The following is a 19,899-nucleotide window of genomic DNA, read 5'->3' as shown; positions in this document are numbered from 1 at the left end:
GCGCTTTTCCGGGGGTTTTTGGTGTAGGTGTGGAATGTAATCGAAAAACCGACAACATTTGCGCCAAGCGAGGGAGTGCGGGCCAAATAAACATGAAAAATCGAACACAATTCTGATTGCACGGGCGCCGAATGGAGGCGCGTTCGTCAATGGAGTTGCAATGAAAAGGGTTTGGTTTAAGCGAAACTAATATACTGTGATATAACCACCCGAAACAGAGAGAATCGAAGCAAAATTCAGTAACCTTTAACAAAGTCGCAAAAGTTGCGACTTTTTTGTTTGATTCACGTATATATACCTTTAATACGACTAAAATACGCCAAAAGGAGCGATGCATCTTGAATTTCATGAACCAGAATGGCGATAATATCCCAGGGCTCAAGCTGCCGAAGTTGAAGCCTGGCATGTACAAGAGGATAGGAGTGGGGGTAGCCGCTGCGGCTGTACTGCTGTATATCGGGGCCACCTCATTCTATACGGTGCAGGAGCAGGAACGTGCAGCTATCCTGACCTTCGGCAAGTATACAGGCGAGTCCTCGGCGGGGCTGCATTTCAAATGGCCGTATCCCATCCAGGATGTCATTACAGTCCCGGCGGAGCTGACCCAGCGGATACATATCGGGTACCGCCAGGAAGCTGGAGGATCTGTGCCCGTGGATGAAGAAGCCATGATGATTACAGGGGATGAGAATATCGTCTCTGCCGATGCTGTAGTCCAGTGGAAGATCAGCAATATTCGTGACTATCTGTATAACATTGACGAGCCGGAGCAATTCCTGCGTAACTCGGCAAGCTCTTCGATCCGCGCGGTCATTGGCTCCGAGAAGCTGGATTTTGCGATTACCGACGGGAAGACCGTGATTCAGGATAAAGTCCGGGTGCTGCTCGTTGATCTGCACAAGAAATACAACACCGGCATACAGATCATTGATATCAAGTTCCAGGATATTGAGCCGCCGAGCGGCCAGGTCGAGGAAGCCTTCCGCGAGGTGACGAACGCCCGTGAAGAGAAGAATACGAAGATCAACAACGCCAAGAAGTATGAGAATGATATCATTCCGAAGGCCCGCGGTGAAGCGCAGGCGCTGCTGGAGCGGGCCGAAGGCGAGAAGAAGTCGCGTATCCTGAATGCGCAGGGGGATGTGGCGCGGTTCAATGCGATTTTTGCCGAATATGCGAATAATAAGAGTGTCACCGAGAGTCGGCTGGTTCTGGAGACCCTGGAGACGATTCTGCCTAACGCCAAGATCTTCATTACCAACTCGAACAGTGATACAGTGAACTATCTGCCGCTGAATGAGCTGATGCGCAGTTCCAAGGAGAACACCTCAGCTCCAGCCACGACGAATCCGCCTGCCTCACCGACACCGCAAGGAGGAGATGCCAAGTGAAGAGAAACCCGATCATTTTATTGATATCATCTATCGTCCTAATTATTCTGCTGGCCGGCTCCATGTACATCGTGAAGGAGGGGGAGTACAAGGTCGTCCTCCGTTTCGGTGAAGCCATGCGTACGGTCGAGGAGCCGGGGCTTAAGTTCAAAATCCCTTTTATCGAGAATGTCTCGGAGCTACCCAAATATCAGATGACCTACGACAGCTCACCGACCAACATTCTGACCAAGGACCAGAAGCCGATTGTGGTTGATAACTATACGGTGTGGAGAATTACCAATGCTTCGCAGTTCCTGAGAACCGTTCAGACGGTCAGCGGCGGGGTGCAGCGGATTGATGAAGCGGTATATAACTCGGTCCGCCGCAAGCTGTCGGAGATCAATTATGAGAATATTATCAGTGAAGACACCGGACGGGGCAATATTAACGATGAGATCACCAAGGACGTCGTCGCCGCTCTGACCCGTGATAATTACGGGATTGAGATCATTGATGTACGGATCAAGCGTACCGATCTGCCGGAAGAGAACAAGCAAAGTGTATACAACCGGATGATCTCGGACCGCCAATCCATTGCCGCACGTTATCTGTCCGAAGGGGATGAGGAATCAAAGAAAATCACCTCCAAGGCTGACCGTACCTCCCGAGAGCTGATGGCCCAGGCCGAAGCCGACTCCAAGAAGATTATCGCTGAAGGCGAAGGGCAAGCTGCCAAAATCTACAACCTGGCCTATGGCAAATCTCCTGAATTCTACAGCTTCTACCGTACGCTACAGAGTTATGTGACTACGCTGAAGAATGAGCCAGTTATCATGATCCCGATTGATTCGCCGTATGCGAAGATACTGATGGGACAATAATGTTATAAAAAATAGAGCAGCACTCCTATGATGGAAGTGGTGCTCTATTTTTTGGCTGCTGAGGAAGTAGTTAGATTTCATCCACAACCGCTCCCTTTTACAAGAAGATCAGCAGCAGCGTACCTACCACGAAGCAATAGTATGAAAAGTAAATCAGGTTGCCCTTCGCCATAATGCCGATGAACCAGCGCATGGCGTAATAGGTAGCTACCAGCGTGGTGAGGAAGGCGATCAGGTAGGGCATCGCCAGTGCCGAGCGGTTGGGATCGTTCGCAATATCGGACGCGCCCAGGATCAGCCCGCCGATACTGATGGGAATGTAGAGCATGAAGGAGAACTTGAGTGCAGTCTCCTGCTTCATCCCGACCGCAATGGAAGCGATCACCGTGGAGCCGGAACGGCTGATGCCGGGAATCAGTGCTACGGCCTGAGCCAGCCCGACGATGATGGCATCCTTCACTTTGAGGTTGCCGTCTCTTTTCTGGCCGCGCAGGTTGCGGATCAGCCAGAGGGCAACCCCTGTAACGAGTAAACTGATCGAAACGGTATGTACGGAGGTGAAGATTCGTTCAATCGTATCCTTGAACAGCACAGCAGCAACGGCAGCGGGAATCGTCCCGATGATGATGTAGAGACAGAACATGAACTCTGCCCGGTACTTGGCATCGCGTGTGCGCAGGTACCCTATGAAGCCTGCAATCAGGTCGCGGATATCTTTGCGGAAAATAAAACAGATGGCGATCAAGGATGCCGTATTCGTTAAGATTTCAAAAGAGAGTCCATTCTGCTTCATGCCAAGCAGGCGCTGGGCAATAATTAAATGCCCGCTGGAGGAGACGGGAATCGGTTCCGTCACCCCCTGGACGAGGCCCAGCAATAGGTATTTCAGCCAATCGAACACAGATTCCATAAGTTCCTCCTAAAGTTAAAACGCATAATCGTTAAGCCTGACGTCTTCTATACCGCTTGGACAGGACATACAGCCCAAAGCCCAAGAGGAACAGGGTAGCCGCCGGAATAAGGTAAGGCTTGACGAGCTCGTCCACATGCTCCCACTGCGAGCCCAGCTTGAAGCCCAGATAGACATAGATCGAGGTGATCGGAAGCATGGCCAGGAAGGTGTAGAGACTGAAGGCAAACACATTCATCTTGGCGATCCCGCAAGGGATGGAGATCAGCGTTCGTACACCGGGAATGAAGCGTCCGTAAAAAGCCACACCGCTGCCGTATTTCTCAAAAAAACGGTCGGAGGCTTCCAGATGATGCGGGCGGATGAACAGGTACTTGCCGAACTTATCAATCATCGGCCTGCCGCCAAACCGGCCCAGGGCATATAGCGTCAGCGGACCAAGTGTACCGCCTACCGTACCAGCAAGGATGGTAAGAATCAGCTTCATGTCCCCCAGATACACCCAGTATCCGGCAAGCGGAAGCACGATCTCCGCAGGCACGAATTCAAACGACAAGGCGATCATAATTCCCGCATACGACAAATCCTTAAAGAAAAGTATAAATTCCGTAATCCACTCCGTCATGTATTTCTCTCCCTTCTCAAACAAAAAGCCCCCTAATTAAAGGGGGCAGTCTCATCAACTGTCAGCACCCTCTCATCTTTGCAAGGCATCCCGGACGCCTCTAGTGCTGTACCTGGTATGCGGTTCGCATGCCGGTTACAGCGGTATCATCGGGCTAAGCCCTCCACCGAACTCTGGATAAGAGTATTATTCAATTCGATAATATTAAAACATACCTGCACACCATTAAGCAAGTTTAGGAGAATTGGAGAAAGGAATAGATCACGAAATTAAACGGGCTGGTGAGGTAATGCAGCATGGTGCTCTGGTGTTTCTCCATCGAATGAGATTGATTATTTCAGCTTGATCTGGAACACATCGCCCGCCTGGCCGCCGAAGACGGCCATTCCGCCCTGCGGCAACTTGACCGATGAGGCTGTGCTCACTTTGGAGTGGCTTACGATCATCCCGTCGGCATCATAGACCACGAATCCGCCGCTTGCGGGGGCTGTTACCGTCATGGTCCGGCCGGCGGTTGTCTTGTCAACCTTGAACCAGACCGCTTGGCCGCCCGCAGGCACGGTAGTGATCGAAGCCGGGCCTCTATACACAGGCTTCACTGCATCCCCGCTAATATAATCATTGCCGTCAATGGTTAAATATTCGGCACCGTTCTTCTTCGAGAAGGTCAGATCGAAGGCATCTCGGCCGTTCATCACCGGAATTTCAGCCGCATTGACGGCGGTGTTCTCGTCCACAATCCGCGTCCCGGTGGCATAGCCTTGTTCAACCTTAATCGTCTTCGTCAAGATGGACGGGGAGAGGTAGAAGAAGGAATTGATTTTCTCATCCACAGCGTAGTAATGCTTCCCGTCTCTCTGTGCCCAGGCCTGCTTCGCAGAAGCATTCAGCGGATTGGCGTCCAGCTTCTGGTACTCGTATGTGACCATCAGCATTTGACCGATACCGGGGATAGTCACGTGGGTGTTCAGCTTCAGATAGGTCTTGCCGTTCTTCTGCTTATCGAAGCTCACGGCTGCACTGCCGTCCGGGCTCGTGAACTGTCCCTTGCCGGTATAGATATACTTCTGTGCAGGAATGAGTCCCCCTTCAAGCGCAGGCAGCTCCAGTGCTCCGTCCTTAATGGTTATCGTGGTGGTTGCTCCGACGGTCCCGTATAATCCCGAATAGGCTCCCAGCTCAGCAGGCATAGCCGCTTTGACCGGAGGGGTGAAGGTAGCATCCGGCAGAATCTTCTTAATCTTCCCGGTATCCTTCAGGTAAGCCAGCAGCACATTGGTGGCGAAAATGGTGTTATAGATTGAGCTTCCACCCGACGAGAGCACCGCGATGGATATATCGGATTCCGGCAGGGTAATCAGGTCAGCGTGATACATGATGGTATCTCCGCCTTTGGATAAGGCCTTAATTCCGTAATCACCGAATGGTGCCAGATCTATGGCATCCCAGCCCAGACCGTAATTGAAGCTGTTTCTCTCCTCAGGCACCCAGAGCCCGTTCTTATATTCGGGCTGCTGCATCGCTGTAGCGGAGGCTTTCGACAGAACATCCGGGTGCTTGCCGTTCAGCATCTCGGCGAATGTAGTCAGATCTTCGGCTGTGGAATAGAGGCCGCCCGCTCCGAGGATATTGGCGTTCTCGCTGGGCAATGCCTGCTTTAGTCCAGGGAAGTAGGTCTTGGCAAGCTGCTGCCGGTTAAAGGTATCCAGCGGCGTCTTGGTAGAGCTTAGCTTCAGCGGGCTGCTCATGTGCTGATCCAGAAACTCTGTATAGCTAATGCCGGTCACCTGCTCAATCATCAGCTCCAGCAGCTGAAAGCCGTCATTGCAGTAGACGGAATAGGCCCCGGGGTCGGATTTCAGCCGCTCGGACTGAAGGCTTGTCAGCAGGTCATCATGATTCTGAGTGTCGGCATCATCCATCAGAATACTGTTCCCGTAGTGGCTGCCGTACAGGCCCGAGGAATGATTCATGAGCATGCGCGGGGTAATCTGCTTGTACCGCTCATCGGCCATCTTGAACTGCGGCAGATACGTAACCAGCGGCTTGTCGATGTCAATGAGCTTATCCTCAGCCAGCATCATCGTTGCCGCCGACACATGCATTTTGCTGACGGAGCCGATGCCGAACATCGTATCCTTCGTGACAGGGGCCTTGGCCGCCTGATCGGACACCCCGAAGCCGCCGGATACGGTAATGGCCCCCTTGTCCCTGATGGCATACTGCATGCCGCTCACCCCGTAATCGGATAAGATCTTCGAGGCTATGGTGCGGGCTGTTGCCTGCACCGGGCTCTCCTTCTCCTGAGCGGCAGCCGGGGCTGCGGGGATTACTAACATGGCAGCAATTACGACTGAAGTTAACTTATTCATCTGAATTCCTCCTCTTGTTTCTCTGTAGTTACTCTTCCTGAAGTTATCATACAGGCAGAAGAGAGGAGCGCGGCCCGAATAACCCTGAAACGTTAATAACGATCCCTTAACGTAGAAGCTTATGCTTAAAAAGCACTGAAGGAGATAACAAAAAAGTGAAAGGAGCGGAGCTGAAATTTGGAACTGTAGGAGCGGTAGCGACCGCCTGAAAGCTTTCCGCAGGAAAGCTCGCATCGTAAGCATATGCTTAGTTTGGATTTCTACCGCTAGGAGCGGTTACAATCAGGAAATTCAAAGACAACAGCGGCCGGAAGTCCAAATGTTCACCGCAGTGACGGCGAAACTTAAAGTTCAATGCATTTTATATAGAAGCTTCGTGTGAGAAGGGGAGGACCACCATATTATTAAATTCCTTATGCCCGGATTCTATCGTCATATTCCCGCCGTATTTATCACATATTCTGGAGATATTGGTCAAGCCGATGCCGTGATATTCCGGGTCCGGCTTCTGGCTGTGCAGCGACGCGGTCTCTTGGGCGATACGGTTGAGGATGCGGATGAACAGGGCGGATTCACTCGAATGAATCTGGATCAGCATGTACCGGTCCTCGGCCACCTTGACCTTCTTGGAAGCTTCGATGGCGTTGTCCAGCATATTGCCAAGCACCACACATAAGTCATAACGGTCAATATGAACCGCCTGTGAATGGAGGCGAAGCCGGGTGTCAATGCGGATGCCGTTGGCCTGTCCGATATTCAGAGTATTGGTGACCAGCGCATCAATGACAAGGTGGCCGGTGTTGACCCGCTGGTAGGCATCCTCCACTTTATTCAGCGTAAGCTTGATATGCGCAAGAGCCGCCGCCGGATCTTCCCTCCGGATACACTCTTCAATATAGAGGAACTGCTGGTGGTTGTCGTGAATAATCCTCTTAATGGACTTGAAGCTGTGTACCGTCTTCTCGTAATTCGCATCCTGATAATTCATCTGGTGCTGCAATTGTGTTTTCTCATGCATGAATTGAAATTTATCAATAATCGTATCGAAAATATAGACCACCATCACATTCAGGAGCAGAAAGCCGAGAATCGCAATGAAATAATAGATATCCTTGTTGCTGCTGACCGTAAGCACATTGATCTGATAGATACTGATGAAAGGGACGATCAGGAAAAAAATATAGTAACGGTAAGGCAGCGCGAAGCTTCTGCGTTTGGAGATAAGCCGTATGACCTGAATCACCGCGAACATAATAATACAGCTAAGGATGATCCCCTTCATGAAGCCCGGCCGCTCAAACCCGTTACCCGAATCCAGGCGGGTATAGTCCACCGAATCAATCGCCGAGAAAATATACAGCGAGATAAAGCTGACCAGCGTCATTAGAACCGCATACAGGATGGAAAATATCACTTTGGTCTTAATCTCCACCTGATAGGAACCGGCCATAGCAAATATCATCAGTAAGGCGACAGCCGATGAGGATACGGAAGACATCTCAAAGACCAGATAGAGAAAACACAGCAAGCCATAAATGATGAAGTACAAGGTCTGGTTGGGCTTCCTGGCAGACTTGCCGAATACGGAGCCGAAGAAAAAATTGGTCTGAAAGCCCATCACCAGCAGCACACCGAGGATAACAGGCAGGTTATATGGAATCATACGAATGGCCCTTCATAATCATGAATTTGGTATAGAAATCTTTGACCTCTTTGATCTTGGACCGGCCGATCGGGAACTCCATCCCGCCCGACATGAGCACGGAGCCGCCGGCGAACTTCTTCACATGCAGCAGGTTGATAATAATCGAACGGTGGATGTGCAGGAAGTTGCTGTCTTTTAACGCTGCGGCATAATCGGCGATCAGGCCTTTGCTGTCATAGACCTGTGTGGCGGTGATCACATGCAGCTTGCTTTTTACCGTTAAGCTCTTGGCCGCCTCAATCGCAATAATATCATCATATCTTAAGACAACCTCCTCATACCCGGACTTGATGACCATGAACTTCTTCTCTTGGGCCTGGAAGTACTGGAGCAGCTTGGTGATCTTCTCTTCCAGGAGGTCAGGGGCTACCGGCTTGATGAGATACTGGAACGTCATGACATCGAAGCTCTCCACCATATACTCGGGGTAGCTGGTCAGGAAGATAATCTGTTCGTCAAAATGCTTCAGCTCCCGGATTCTCCGCGCCGTCATAATCCCGTTCATTCCGCCCATCTCCACATCCAGAATCAGAATATGGAAGGGCACCCCGTCCTGTTCATAGTGAGCGGCCAGCTGCTCCCCCGAAGGGTATAACTCTATCTCGAATTCTATATTTGTTCTGATGGATAAGGCAATCAGCGTCTTCTTCACAAGCTCCCTCTGCTGCTCCTCATCATCGCATACGGCTACTCTGTACATGAATGCCCTCCTCTATTACGGCGTAGGTTGGGTTGAAGTGAAATAGTATTACAGCATAGTATATCGCATTCTTGATGAGGATAAGACCCGGAAGGGGCCAAATGCACAATCTGATCCCTGGAATGCAAAATGGCGCCGGAAGGGGGGAGTACCCATCCGGCTGCATGATACTATTTCCACAGCCGGAGCAGCGGTCCGTCTGTGCCGTAGACGGGATCACGCTCCGGCAGCGGAACTCCGCGGATCTCGGGCACCGCCGCAGCGAGGTCCTCCGGGGTGGCCCGGCGGGTGTTGTAGTCCGCTCCGGCGGGATAAGCACCGGCTATCCGGAAGTCCTCCGTAGCCGAGAGCCGCTTGTGCGCTGTCCCGGCAGGCAGCACCAGGACGTCACCGGCCTTGACTTCGGCGGTGTATCCGGCATCGCCGCCAAGCTGGAGGCTGGCGCTGCCGGACATTACACCGAGCACCTCATGCGCGTTGCTGTGATAGTGGTGGTAGGGGAAGACCCCGTTCACCCAGCTGTTCTGCCACCCGTTGTTGTTGAAGATCTGTTCCGTGTCCTCCGGGTGGTCCCGGAGAACCCCCTTATACAGCACTGCCGGAAGCTGCGGATTGTTCGGAAGCAGGCCGTCCTGCATGAACTTTAGCTTAACGATAGACTGGTCCTGCTCCCGGCCTGTAGCGTGATATTCTGGCATAGCGGATCATCTCCTTTGTATATAGAATTACCCTGATGCCTGAACTGCACACCACGGCTTCGCAGGCCGGGAAATTTTTCTGTGAATGGTGCTGCTACGTGCGCTTTACCTGCTTGTAAAAGGGTAATTTATGGCATACAGTGTAACGTAGCTGTTATAGATAGTAGTGAAAGGGAGGGGTTATATTGAAAATTACCCGTACAATCAGTACCTTGCTGGCAGCTGTGCTGCTGCTGCCTGCCATCCTGGTGCCGCCTGCGGCAGAGGCTGCTTCGGCACAGCCAGCCGGGGGAGCTGCCGTATCAGCCGTATCAGCCGTCCAGAGCCCGGCGACGAACGGCCTGGTGCCGCTGACGGGGTCCATCAATGGCAATCTGCCGATCCATATGTCCATTAAGGTGGAGAGCGGCGGCAAGCTGACAGGCAGTTATTATTATGACAAATACAAACAAACGATCAGACTCACCGGCAATGTCAGCGGCAAAATCGCCCATATGTATGAGTATGACGCCAAGGGCAAGGAGACCGGTCATTTCCAGGGCTGGTGGATTCCCGGCACCGGATTCGCCGGCGTGTGGAGCAACCCGGACGGGTCCCGCCAGCTCCCGGTAGAGGCGCTCACGAGCACAGCGGCAGCCAGTCTGAAGGTTCCTAAGGCTGCCGATTGGAGCGGGGAATGGTACATGGCGAGCAGCTCCCCTTTTTATGGGTCTTATATTGAATTCAGCAACGTCAAGAGCGACAAGCTGGTCTTCTCCCTGGATGCCTTCGATGGCGGCCATTCCGGCCAATTATATGAAGTATCGGCTGTGGTCCGCAAACGGATGGCTGTATACAAGGAAGAGGACGGCTCGGTGGTTTTTTTCTATCTGCTTAACGGCAGGCTGTACGTAACCAGTCCTTCGCCGGTGTATTCTGCCGGAGCAGACGTAACCTACACCGGAGAGTACACCAGAGACCCGCAGAAGAAGGTCTATACGCTGAAGGACACGGGCGTGTTCAAGACGGCGGCGGAAGACAAGGCCTTCCGTAAGGTGGTAGGAGAGGATTACGATCTGTTCTTGTACAGTATGCAGCAACTGGATGAGCCGAAGGACTCGGATGGCCTGGGTGCGAGAGTGGTACAGGGCGGCGTGCGGGGGCTGTATACCCTGAGTGAAGCCATCATCATGTATGATAAGCAGGGTCATTTCTGGGCGGCTGCGCTTGATTCGGATGAAGGCGATGAACTGGAAGAGAGCACAGACCCGTATGTCCGGTTCTACACGAACGTACCGGGTACTAACATGCTGCCTGCGACCATTACCAAATGGATGGAGGATTTCCCTGATTACGATGTAGCCTACATGAGTAACTGATACTGCGGCAGAAAGTTTTAAGTTCACAGGAATGGGTACTACAAAGGTGTGAAGCTTCGTTTGACATGGGTAGCTGCTGCACAAGGAACTGTGTACACCGGTGTGTCAGCGAATTCACAATCCCCGTAGCTTGTCACTGAAAGGAAGGGACAGCGCCATGTGCAGGTCCTGCCGTTAGGATGGAGATACGGGAGCAACAAGAGACGGTATGCCAGGAGCCCGCAATAGGGGGGAGAGGCATACCGTTTTGTATGTGAATAAGCATCAGGTATATAGCCGCTTCCAGTTCGTATACCAGCGCTCGACCTTGGCGGACGGGGGCAGCTTCAGATCCCGCCAGAGCAGACTGCGGAGCTTCTCATACTGCTCCTGTACGAAGCTTAGCTCGCCCAGCCGGTTGTAGAATTCCATGAGTGCCAGGTAACCCGGCTCGTGGTAAGGGTGCAGCTCTACAATCCGCTGATAAGTGCTGACGGCCTTGGTGATATTATCCTTGGCGGTATAATAGTCTCCCAGCTCTGTGGCATGCTGGAGGGAGAGGTTCCGCAGCCGCTGGCGCTCGCCCTCAGCCCACAGGTAATCATAATCGCCCAGGAAATCGCCGGTATAGAGCTTCAGCAGCTCTTCATGCTCCGCGACGTTATGGTCATCTACCGGGTCGAGGGAGACGATACCCTCCTCCCAGAGGACCGCATCGATCTTCGCATCGCCGCTCTCCAGCATATACCCTTCACCCACGCTTGCGTTGCTGATCACAAGGCCGATGTCCGCCCGTTTCAGCGATTGCCTAATTTGGTAAATGGCCGTATACAGGTGGGTAGAGGCACGCTTGAACGAGATTTCGGGCCAGAGCAGCTCGACCAGCTTGTCCTTGACGACAATCCGGTCATGATAATACAGCAGGAAGGCGAACAGCTCCTGGGATTTGGATGTCCGCCAGCGGAAATCCCGGATGGGCAGGCCGTCCCGCTCGAACTGAATCGAATTGAAGCAGCGGATCAGCAGCGAGTCCGGCTTGTTCATTTGTTGATGATAGGCCTTCCGGTTCCTGATTCTCTGAAGGGTTCGGCTGAGCCGTTCCCTGGACACCGGCTTGAGCAGGTAATCCTGGGCACTGGCCTCGAAGGCTTCCAGTGCGAAGCTGTTATGGGCGGTTACGAATACAACGGCAGATCCGGGGCAGCGCTCCTCGAGCCTTTTAGCAGCCTCCATCCCGTTAATGCCCGGCATATCAATATCCAGAAAGATAATATCTGCATCCCAGCCGTCCGCCTCGTCCAGAGCGAGCAGCGGATTGGTATAGGTTGCCGTTACAGAGGTCGATCCCAGTGCCCTGAGTGTCGATTCCAGCTGAATCAGGGCGAGTCGTTCATCATCGATCAGCACTACCCGAAGCATTGTAGCACCTCCTTGAACAGAATATAGCAGATGGAGCAGGATTCACTCCACAGGCCGGATGGGAATGATAAAGGAGACGGTAGTTCCAAAGCCGGGACGGCTCTGAATGGACAAGCCTTGCCCATAGCGTTCGATGAGCCTCCGGTTCGTATTCCAGATCCCGATACCGGAGCGCGGGTCTTTGTTCTTCATCAGCATGCGGTCGATCTGCTTCTGCTCCATGCCTTTGCCGTTGTCTTGTACTTCTATCCGGACATGATCCTCCTTCTCTTCCATGCGGATCACCAGTACGCCCCCTTCAATAAGACTAAGCAGCCCGTGGCGTACAGCATTCTCTACCAGCGGCTGAAGGATCAGCGGGGGAACTCTCAGCATTCCGTTGTAATTCCCCTCCCACTTGACCTCCAGCCGTTCTCCGAACCGCACCTTCTCGATATACAGATAGGCTTCTACTAACGAGAGCTCCTGTCTCAGATAAACCCATGTGCCGGTATTCATCAGATCGAAGCTTGAACGCAGGTAGGTGGAGAAGGCATCAATCAGCCGCTGCATTTCACAGAGATCAATGGTACTTAGCGTAGCGATAGAGTTCAGGGCATTGAACAGGAAATGAGGGCGGATCTGGGCTTGCAGGTAAGCGATCTCCAGCCGCAGGCTGTGATTCATCGTCTGCTTCAGCCGAGCCAGCCCGGTAACCCGGTATTTGAGCTCCAGGCTGTCGACCGGCTTGGTCACATAATCATTAGCCCCCTGCTGGAATCCGTAGTAGATCTCCTCGCGCATAGCACGTGCCGTCAGCAGCAGTACCGGTAATTCAGACATCGGATACCGCTCCCTTACCCGGCGGGTCAGCTCATACCCGGACATCTCCGGCATCATCACATCGGTAATCAGCAGATCATATGATTCCTCCTCCAGCAGTCGCAGGGCTTCCTGTCCGCTTAACACGGAGGTCAACTGATAGATATCTTCATGCAGAATGCTTGAGAGCACCCGGAGATTCACGGGGTCATCATCAACGACCAGGATCTTCAGGGCGGCTTCATCTGTATCCCAGCCGGATGGAGACGGAGGCACCCCCGCCAGGAACAGCTCATTGTCCCCGCTGTGCGGATGGATACTCCTTCCCGAATAGGAGGCGTCCGGTGCTTCCTCCGCTTCCATCCCGCTGAACCGGTCGTCCGTGAAGAAGGCCCCGTCTGCCAGCGGCAGACTGAAGCGGAAGACGGAGCCTTCCCCCGGACGGGACTCCGCCGTCAACCTGCCCCCTTGCAGCTCCACAAGCTGCCGGGCGATGTTAAGGCCCAAGCCCAGGCCGCCCCTGTCCTGCCCGCCTGCCTGTTCATAAGGGAGGAAGATGCGAGAGAGGGCTTCCTCCTCTATACCCGTGCCGGTGTCGGCTACGCTGATCAGCAACCGGCCCTCCGCTTCTTCGGCGGTGATCCGTATACTGCCGTGGTCCGTCCATTTTACCGCATTATGGATCAGATTGAAGAGAATCTGGAACAGCCGCTTCTCATCGGCCCATACATGCGGCAGCGAGGCGGATACGCTTACATGGAGCGTCAGGTTCTTGCCGTCCGTTAAGTAACGGAGCATATCGGCCACTCCAGCCGCTGTGGTGTAGAGCGATAGCGGTACAGGATGAAGCATCAGCCGGTTCTCCCGCAGCAGTGTCAGATCCAGCAGATCATCCAGCAGCTGCGACATTTGCCGCCCGATGCGTACCAGCAGCTCCAGGTCCCGGGTATCTTCTTCCGGGGAGGCCGCCCGCTTCTTATCGTATTCCGACTGGGCAATGCTCATCATTCCGTGCAGCGGCGTCCGCAGCTCATGCGAGGTATTCATCAGGAAGCGGTCCTTCTGCTTGTCCGCCTGCAACAATTGTTCATAGAGCAGTCTGTTCTCATTGGAACGCCGGATATACTGCTTCAAGGCATACGCAGAGAAGCCGACGATAGCCGCCAGAATATCTATGGAGTAGAACGGCAGATTCTTCCGGTAACTATTCAGCGTGGTTCCCCAGATCACACCGGATACAACCGATGAGCCGATGAAGGTAAGGAAGCCGACGTCTTTCTTTTGCTGATAGACCATCACTCCAAACAGCACAAACATCCAGCAGGGGGGGATCATATAGAAGAGGAGGAAATAGATTGTGGCATGGGATAAAATGATATGAACCGGAAGGATGCACAGGCACAGCGTATAGAGCAGCAGCAGACCGCTGTATACCTTGAAGGCCCGGCCGACCGCCTGGGCGCTGTAGAATTTGTAAGTTAGCAGCAGTAAGAAAAAGACCATCCATACATAAGACAGCAGCTTGATCTTGATTCCCCATGTATAGTTCAGCGGCAACACCATGAACAGCAGGACATCATTATCCGCTGCGACGGTGACGCTTATAATAATCAGCATAACAGCAAACAACAGCAGAACCGGGTGTTCCTTGTCAAACAGATACAGGATGCAGACGTATAGCGCATGCAGAAGAAGGATGATGATAGTGGCTAATTGAAAAGAGGTAGAGTACCAGCGCTCCTTCTGGATGGAGGACTGGGCGCCGAATCGGATGGAATAAGAGATCCCCGCCTTCTCTCCATGCTCATAATTGGCTGTCTGAATCAGGACAAGCATATCCTGCTTCCCTTGAGGCGGAAGGTAATTGACGGTATAAGGAACCGCCTTGGGATGGTAAAGCTCCTTGCTTGCTGCGGGCTGTCCCATCGTTCCAAGGAGACGGCCATCTACCTCGATCCGTGAAGAGGCCTGGATCTGCTGGACCCAGAAGCTGTAAGGCTCATCCAGCGGCTGATCGACCAGAATGCGCAGGGCATAGGTACCATAACCTAATGATGATCCTGCCATCACGTTCTTCCAGTTGCCGGGTACCTGCACAGGGACGGACGCCCCCGCAGTACCAGAGCGTATATCGCTTGCGCTTACCAGGCGGTTCGGATAAAAGTCCCATTGCCCGTCCAGCACAAGCGAGTGCGCCTGCTTGAAGGCAGAACCGCGCAAGTCAAGCACGCCCTCGGCTGCAACGGACTGCGCCGGTAATGCGAATAGCTGCTGCCAGGCCTTCTGCATGCCCAGCAGCAGGGAGATATATATAACCACAAGGGTCAGATGTTTTAAGTAATATCTGGAATTTTTATTCATCATAGAATAAAGAGTTCGACAGAGAAAAGGAAGAACCTTCAAAATAAATTAAATAAATTATTGAACATTGAAGAGAGACTAATGCGAAATACTCTGATCACGGGGGACGGATTCAGTCTGGTGCTTTTGTCCTTCTTTCCAGGCAGGCCAGTAGTGCTGCTTGCATAAACCTTTCGCATAGTGCCTTCTATTGCAGTCCTCTTTCGTGCATTTTCTTTCATTAATGGCTCTGAGTCTTCCCATATATACATCCCTCCGTAACGGTATCTTGTCAAGTCAAGCCCATTATAGTGATCCCTCATAGACAAGAACTGAACAAAACTGGAATTTAAATTCCAGAAAAAACGATTCCCGGAGGAAATCTGTTGCAGAGGAGAGGGGCAGGAAGCGTCGGGGGGTGAGTAGGAGGGTGCAGCTTCTGTCCAGCAAATGGGTTATTTTACTCATTGATTCATCGGATGCCAGTGGTCAGAAGGGGACAAGAATCACAACAACCCCTCCCAGCAGAAGTGCCTGAGCTGCCGGGAAGGGTTGCTGGTAGTTCAAATCACGGTGATTCTAATTCGTAAATACTTACGTTGGATAAGGCTGCATTATATGTTTGCGTTCCTGCACCGTTTAATATGCCGTATCCTCTTAAATAAAGATCCGTTGAAGTCGTTGGATAGAGCAGCCCTGCGGATTGAACGGTATATTCCCAATCCCCAGTTGCGGAGCCGGCGGTTTCAGTACCGAAATAAGTGATATGCTGAATGTCGTTTCCAATGTTGGTCAATATTTCCATAGAAGTTACATCAACATTTGCAGGTGCTGTTATCCGGAAAGAAAACGAAAGATGATATACACGATTCGCCACTAAAGTTATAGTCAGGCCATCAGGCGACAGTGTTATGCTTCCGCTGCTGTTATTAAAAACCTCCGACAGTGCAAGTCTTGCAGCCGCAAGTGTCGTTGATACGTTCGTAGTAAGGGTTGTGAACATTGCAACCCTTCCAATTAAATTCAACATTACGCCGGTAACGCCGGTAACGCCTGTAACGCCTGTAACGCCGGTAACCCCAGTAAAGCCGGTAACCCCAGTAACCCCAGTAACCCCAGTAAAGCCGGTAACACCGGTGACTCCGGTAAAGCCTGTAGCACCAGTAGCACCGGTAAAACCGGTATCGCCTGTATCGCCTATACCTGTAGACCCTGTGGCCCCTGTAGCGCCGGTAGCTCCAGTAGCCCCGGTAATGCCGGTGACGCCGGTACCGCCGGTAACACCGGTCATGCCGGTGGCCCCGGTAACGCCGGTAACGCCGGTCATGCCGGTGGCCCCGGTAACGCCAGTCATGCCGGTGAGGCCGGTAACGCCGGTAACGCCAGTCGCCCCGGTATCGCCGGTGACTCCGGTGACTCCCGTAGCTCCATTAACCCCTGTAGCCCCTGTGTCTCCGGTAGCCCCTGTGTCTCCGGTAGCCCCTGTGTCTCCGGTAGCCCCTGTGTCTCCGGTAACCCCTGTGTCTCCGGTAATTCCCGTGGTTCCCGTATCGCCTGTAGCCCCATTAACGCCAGTGAATCCCGTATCGCCGAACACGCCGGTGGCGCCGGTAACACCGGTAACCCCCGTGTCTCCGGTAATACTGGTAGCCCCGGTGAGGCCGGTGACGCCGGTCAAGCCAGTGACCCCGGTAACGCCGGTAACCCCGGTAATGCCGGTGACTCCGGTAGCCCCGGTAGCCCCGGTGACTCCGGTAGCCCCGGTTACCCCGGTGATTCCGGTGACGCCTGATCCCCCAGTGACTCCGGTAGCTCCAGTGGAACCTGTCCCCGTGAAGCCGGTTAACCCTGTTGCTCCGCTCTGCCCGATCTCCTCCCAGGGCGTCCAAGTGCCCCCTCCATCCTGGCTGCTGTGGTAATACAGGGCCGGGTTCGAGATGTAGAGCTGCTGCACGTAATTACCCACCCGAGAGACATACAGGGTCCAGACTGCCGGATGGAGTACGGGCGGACTGTCCGGAGGGGGCGGACCGTTGGGATCATCAGAGCTATATACACCAGGCTGGGTGAACGAGTCAAGGGGGGTATCAGACGGCGCTTCATCGTAGGGCAAGGCCCCAATATCTGCAGCGTCAATGACTACCACCCCTGACTGGCCATTAACGGTAACCGCCCCGCCGGGAGCCCCCGTATTCCCGGTAGGCCCGATGGGTCCAATGATCACCGGCAGATTTGCGGCTGTCTTTAGCTTCGAGTCGAGTATCATTTCCTGCTTGAAGATGGTATCCAGCATAGATTGTACGTTGCGGTTAACCTGCAGTACCTCTGCCAGAGTCGCAGGCGGCCCGCTCAGTCCAGGCAGGGTACCCAGGGCGTATTGAATTTTCTCGCCCTCGGCGTTGATAATATGGGCCAGACCGAGTTCTTCCATCGCGATAGAAGAGAATATCAGATTAACGACATCATCCCGTGTCAATGAAATCGACGGTGTGATATTGGGGATATTGGGTGTTGACAATGAAAACCCTCCTTTGCTGTACATTAAATTTCCATTCCGCCTATTAACCGGCGCTCCCCTCTTAACCGCAAAGAATTGAAGGGTATTAAGAGGAGAAGCGCCTGTTCCGGGATGCTTACTCTACCAAGAGGAGGCTTAGATTAGACCAGACAGAGTTAAATGTCCCTGTAGTTGTTCCGGCAAAATTAATACTTGCGCTTAACTGAAGCGATTGTGTCCCGGCAGTGGTTTGAAGCAATCCGCTTGATTCGAGCGTCATGGCTGTTGCAGCTGCTGATGTGGCAGCAGCCTTGCTTCCAATATTGGTGATATGGAGGGCGGTCCCGTTCAGAGTAGAAGTTATTTCTGCGGAGGTTACCGCGACATTCCCAGGAGTGATCGTTATTCTTAATGAGAAGGACATATAGTAGGTACTGTTGGGCTGCAGATTAATGATATTGTCGCCGGCGCCAAGTGTAATGGTCCCGTTGCTGTTATTGAATAACTCACTGAATACTATCGGAGTAGGGGTGGCAGTTACGTTTGCAGCATTAGGCTGGAACATTGCATTTAAGTTCGCGCCTGTAGCTCCGGTAACGCCGGTAGCACCGGTAAGGCCGGTAACGCCGGTAACACCGGTAACGCCGGTAACACCGGTAAGACCGGTAAGGCCGGTAACGCCGGTAGCACCGGTAAGGCCGGTAACACCGGTAAGGCCGGTAAGGCCGGTAACGCCCGTGAGCCCCGTGGCACCTGTCTCGCCCGTCATCCCCGTGGCACCTGTCTCACCCGTCATCCCCGTGGCACCTGTCTCGCCCGTCATCCCCGTGGCACCTGTCTCACCCGTCATCCCCGTAGCACCAGTCTCCCCTGTCAGTCCCGTGGCCCCGGTCTCGCCGGTCATCCCCGTGGCTCCGGTCTCACCCGTGAACCCCGTGGCACCTGTCTCGCCCGTCAGTCCTGTGGCTCCGGTCTCGCCCGTCAGTCCTGTGGCCCCGGTCTCGCCCGTGAGCCCCGTGGCTCCGGTCTCGCCCGTCAGTCCTGTGGCTCCGGTCTCGCCCGTGAGCCCCGTGGCTCCGGTCTCCCCTGTCAGTCCCGTTGCTCCGGTCTCGCCCGTGAGCCCTGTGGCACCGGTCTCACCCGTGAGCCCTGTGGCACCGGTCTCACCCGTGAGCCCTGTGGCACCAGTCTCCCCTGTTACGCCTGTGGCACCAGTCTCACCAGTCACTCCTGTAGCTCCGGTCTCCCCTGTGACCCCTGTCTCGCCGGTAACGCCGATAAGGCCGGTAACACCGGTAACCCCTGTAGCGCCGGTCATTCCAGTCGCTCCACTGAGACCTGTAAGTCCGGTAACTCCTGTTAGTCCAGTGAGGCCCGTCATTCCGGTTATCCCTTCACCGGTAGCCCCTGTATAGCCGGTAGCCCCGCGCGCTCCGATTTCAATCCATGGTGTCCAGGCGGCTCCGCTGCTCTGGCTACTGCGGTAGTAGAGAGCCGGATTCGAGATATAGATCTGTTGTACATAAGCTCCAACCTGGGACACATACAAGGTCCAAACCGCCGGGTGAAGAACAGGCGGACTGTCTGGAGGAGGCGGACCGTCAGGATCATTGGAGCTGTAGACACCGGCCTCTGTGAATGAGCCCAGATTTGAGTTGGAAGGCTCCACGTTCTCAGACACTGCGTCTATATCTGCAGGGTCAAGTACAACATCTCCAACCTGGCCGTTGACGCTGGTGACAGCACCGGCTTCGCCTGTAGGTCCGGAAGCTCCGGTTGGTCCCAGCAAGGTTGGAACGTTGGCGGCCGTCTTCAGCTTGGAATCGAGCATCATTTCCTGCCGGAAGATCGTATCCAGCATCCCTTGCGAACTGCTGTTCACATCCAGAATCTGTTGCAGGGTTGCGCCTGGACCGGTTATGCCTGGCAGCGTGCCCAGGGCGAATTGGATTTTTTCTCCTTCCGCATTAATAATATGCGCTAACCCCAACTCTTCCATCGCGATGGAGGAGAACAAGAGGTTCACCACATCATCCCGTGTCAATCCAATCGTTGGGGAAATATTAGGAATATTAGGTGTAGACAAAATAAAAACCTCCTTATTTGGTGGGGTCATATAACGTATTCCTCCGGATTCACATTGGTGTCTGACATGAGCTTAATCCGCAAGACCTATTCATAGAATCCCTGATACAAGAAATTCAAAGAATTTTGATTCCATTAAATTTCATTCGTAATTCA

General features: G+C 53.4%; 13 protein-coding genes and 1 riboswitch. Of the genes, 3 read left to right on the top strand and 10 right to left on the bottom strand.

The window, feature by feature from the left end; all coding sequences use genetic code 11:
- The first annotated feature begins 347 nt into the window (after nt 1-347).
- Together hflK and hflC are read left to right on the top strand one after the other, a co-directional pair.
- Nucleotides 348-1,391, top strand: a complete 1,044-nt coding sequence (hflK, locus tag MHH28_RS13240) for an FtsH protease activity modulator HflK (protein WP_405117068.1) — start codon at nt 348-350, stop codon at nt 1,389-1,391.
- Nucleotides 1,388-2,254, top strand: coding sequence for a protease modulator HflC (gene hflC / locus MHH28_RS13235; RefSeq protein ID WP_405115589.1), 867 nt, complete (start codon nt 1,388-1,390; stop codon nt 2,252-2,254). Before hflK ends, hflC begins: the two co-directional genes overlap by 4 nt.
- Before the next feature lie 97 nt (nt 2,255-2,351).
- Here the strand turns inward: hflC and MHH28_RS13230 are convergent, their stop codons facing one another.
- From MHH28_RS13230 to MHH28_RS13205, 6 genes are all read right to left on the bottom strand, one after another.
- Complete coding sequence (locus MHH28_RS13230; RefSeq protein WP_405115587.1) at nt 2,352-3,164, bottom strand: undecaprenyl-diphosphate phosphatase; 813 nt, start codon at nt 3,162-3,164, stop codon at nt 2,352-2,354.
- Nucleotides 3,165-3,195: 31 nt separating this feature from the next.
- On the bottom strand, nt 3,196-3,789 hold the full coding sequence (locus MHH28_RS13225) for a DedA family protein (protein ID WP_405115585.1): 594 nt from the start codon (nt 3,787-3,789) through the stop codon (nt 3,196-3,198).
- 69 nt (nt 3,790-3,858) lie between these two features.
- Nucleotides 3,859-3,973: riboswitch (SAM riboswitch) on the bottom strand.
- 148 nt (nt 3,974-4,121) lie between these two features.
- Nucleotides 4,122-6,161, bottom strand: coding sequence for a serine hydrolase domain-containing protein (locus MHH28_RS13220; RefSeq protein WP_405115582.1), 2,040 nt, complete (start codon nt 6,159-6,161; stop codon nt 4,122-4,124).
- 361 nt (nt 6,162-6,522) lie between these two features.
- On the bottom strand, nt 6,523-7,824 hold the full coding sequence (locus MHH28_RS13215) for an ATP-binding protein (RefSeq protein WP_405115580.1): 1,302 nt from the start codon (nt 7,822-7,824) through the stop codon (nt 6,523-6,525).
- Nucleotides 7,811-8,566 (bottom strand): LytR/AlgR family response regulator transcription factor, encoded by a 756-nt coding sequence (locus MHH28_RS13210; protein ID WP_405115578.1) that lies wholly within the window; start codon nt 8,564-8,566, stop codon nt 7,811-7,813. Before MHH28_RS13210 ends, MHH28_RS13215 begins: the two co-directional genes overlap by 14 nt.
- A gap of 170 nt (nt 8,567-8,736) precedes the next feature.
- A complete protein-coding gene (locus MHH28_RS13205; RefSeq protein ID WP_405115576.1) occupies nt 8,737-9,264 on the bottom strand; it encodes a cupin domain-containing protein in 528 nt (175 codons plus the stop codon).
- Between the two features lie 185 nt (nt 9,265-9,449).
- Between MHH28_RS13205 and MHH28_RS13200 the strand changes: the two genes are divergently transcribed.
- Complete coding sequence (locus MHH28_RS13200) at nt 9,450-10,622, top strand: hypothetical protein (protein WP_405115574.1); 1,173 nt, start codon at nt 9,450-9,452, stop codon at nt 10,620-10,622.
- A gap of 264 nt (nt 10,623-10,886) precedes the next feature.
- On the opposite strand, the gene MHH28_RS13195 is transcribed toward MHH28_RS13200, so the two are convergent.
- The 4 genes from MHH28_RS13195 to MHH28_RS13180 form a co-directional block, all read right to left on the bottom strand.
- The gene (locus tag MHH28_RS13195) at nt 10,887-12,020 is read right to left on the bottom strand and encodes a response regulator (protein ID WP_405115571.1); all 1,134 of its coding nucleotides are present in this window, start codon (nt 12,018-12,020) and stop codon (nt 10,887-10,889) included.
- A gap of 42 nt (nt 12,021-12,062) precedes the next feature.
- Entirely contained in the window at nt 12,063-15,185 is a 3,123-nt protein-coding gene (locus tag MHH28_RS13190) for an ATP-binding protein (protein WP_405115569.1), read from the bottom strand.
- 544 nt (nt 15,186-15,729) lie between these two features.
- The gene (locus tag MHH28_RS13185; protein WP_405115567.1) at nt 15,730-17,679 is read right to left on the bottom strand and encodes a collagen-like protein; all 1,950 of its coding nucleotides are present in this window, start codon (nt 17,677-17,679) and stop codon (nt 15,730-15,732) included.
- 115 nt (nt 17,680-17,794) lie between these two features.
- A complete protein-coding gene (locus MHH28_RS13180; RefSeq protein ID WP_405115565.1) occupies nt 17,795-19,744 on the bottom strand; it encodes a beta strand repeat-containing protein in 1,950 nt (649 codons plus the stop codon).
- Between the last annotated feature and the right edge of the window lie 155 nt (nt 19,745-19,899).

This window comes from Paenibacillus sp. FSL K6-1217, from assembly GCF_045040735.1.
Classification (GTDB): domain Bacteria; phylum Bacillota; class Bacilli; order Paenibacillales; family Paenibacillaceae; genus Paenibacillus_AQ.
The sequence above is the reverse complement of the archived record's forward strand: the minus strand, read 5'-3'. Positions and strand labels throughout refer to the sequence as shown.

What these genes read in the sequence shown, in the direction of transcription:
- MHH28_RS13210 (WP_405115578.1), bottom strand. Translation starts at nt 8,566, where the DNA reads ATGTACAGAGTAGCCGTATGCGATGATGAGGAGCAGCAGAGGGAGCTT.
- hflK (WP_405117068.1), top strand. Translation starts at nt 348, where the DNA reads ATGAACCAGAATGGCGATAATATCCCAGGGCTCAAGCTGCCGAAGTTG.
- MHH28_RS13225 (WP_405115585.1), bottom strand. Translation starts at nt 3,789, where the DNA reads ATGACGGAGTGGATTACGGAATTTATACTTTTCTTTAAGGATTTGTCG.
- MHH28_RS13190 (WP_405115569.1), bottom strand. Translation starts at nt 15,185, where the DNA reads ATGATGAATAAAAATTCCAGATATTACTTAAAACATCTGACCCTTGTG.
- MHH28_RS13230 (WP_405115587.1), bottom strand. Translation starts at nt 3,164, where the DNA reads ATGGAATCTGTGTTCGATTGGCTGAAATACCTATTGCTGGGCCTCGTC.
- MHH28_RS13215 (WP_405115580.1), bottom strand. Translation starts at nt 7,824, where the DNA reads ATGATTCCATATAACCTGCCTGTTATCCTCGGTGTGCTGCTGGTGATG.
- MHH28_RS13220 (WP_405115582.1), bottom strand. Translation starts at nt 6,161, where the DNA reads ATGAATAAGTTAACTTCAGTCGTAATTGCTGCCATGTTAGTAATCCCC.
- MHH28_RS13205 (WP_405115576.1), bottom strand. Translation starts at nt 9,264, where the DNA reads ATGCCAGAATATCACGCTACAGGCCGGGAGCAGGACCAGTCTATCGTT.
- MHH28_RS13195 (WP_405115571.1), bottom strand. Translation starts at nt 12,020, where the DNA reads ATGCTTCGGGTAGTGCTGATCGATGATGAACGACTCGCCCTGATTCAG.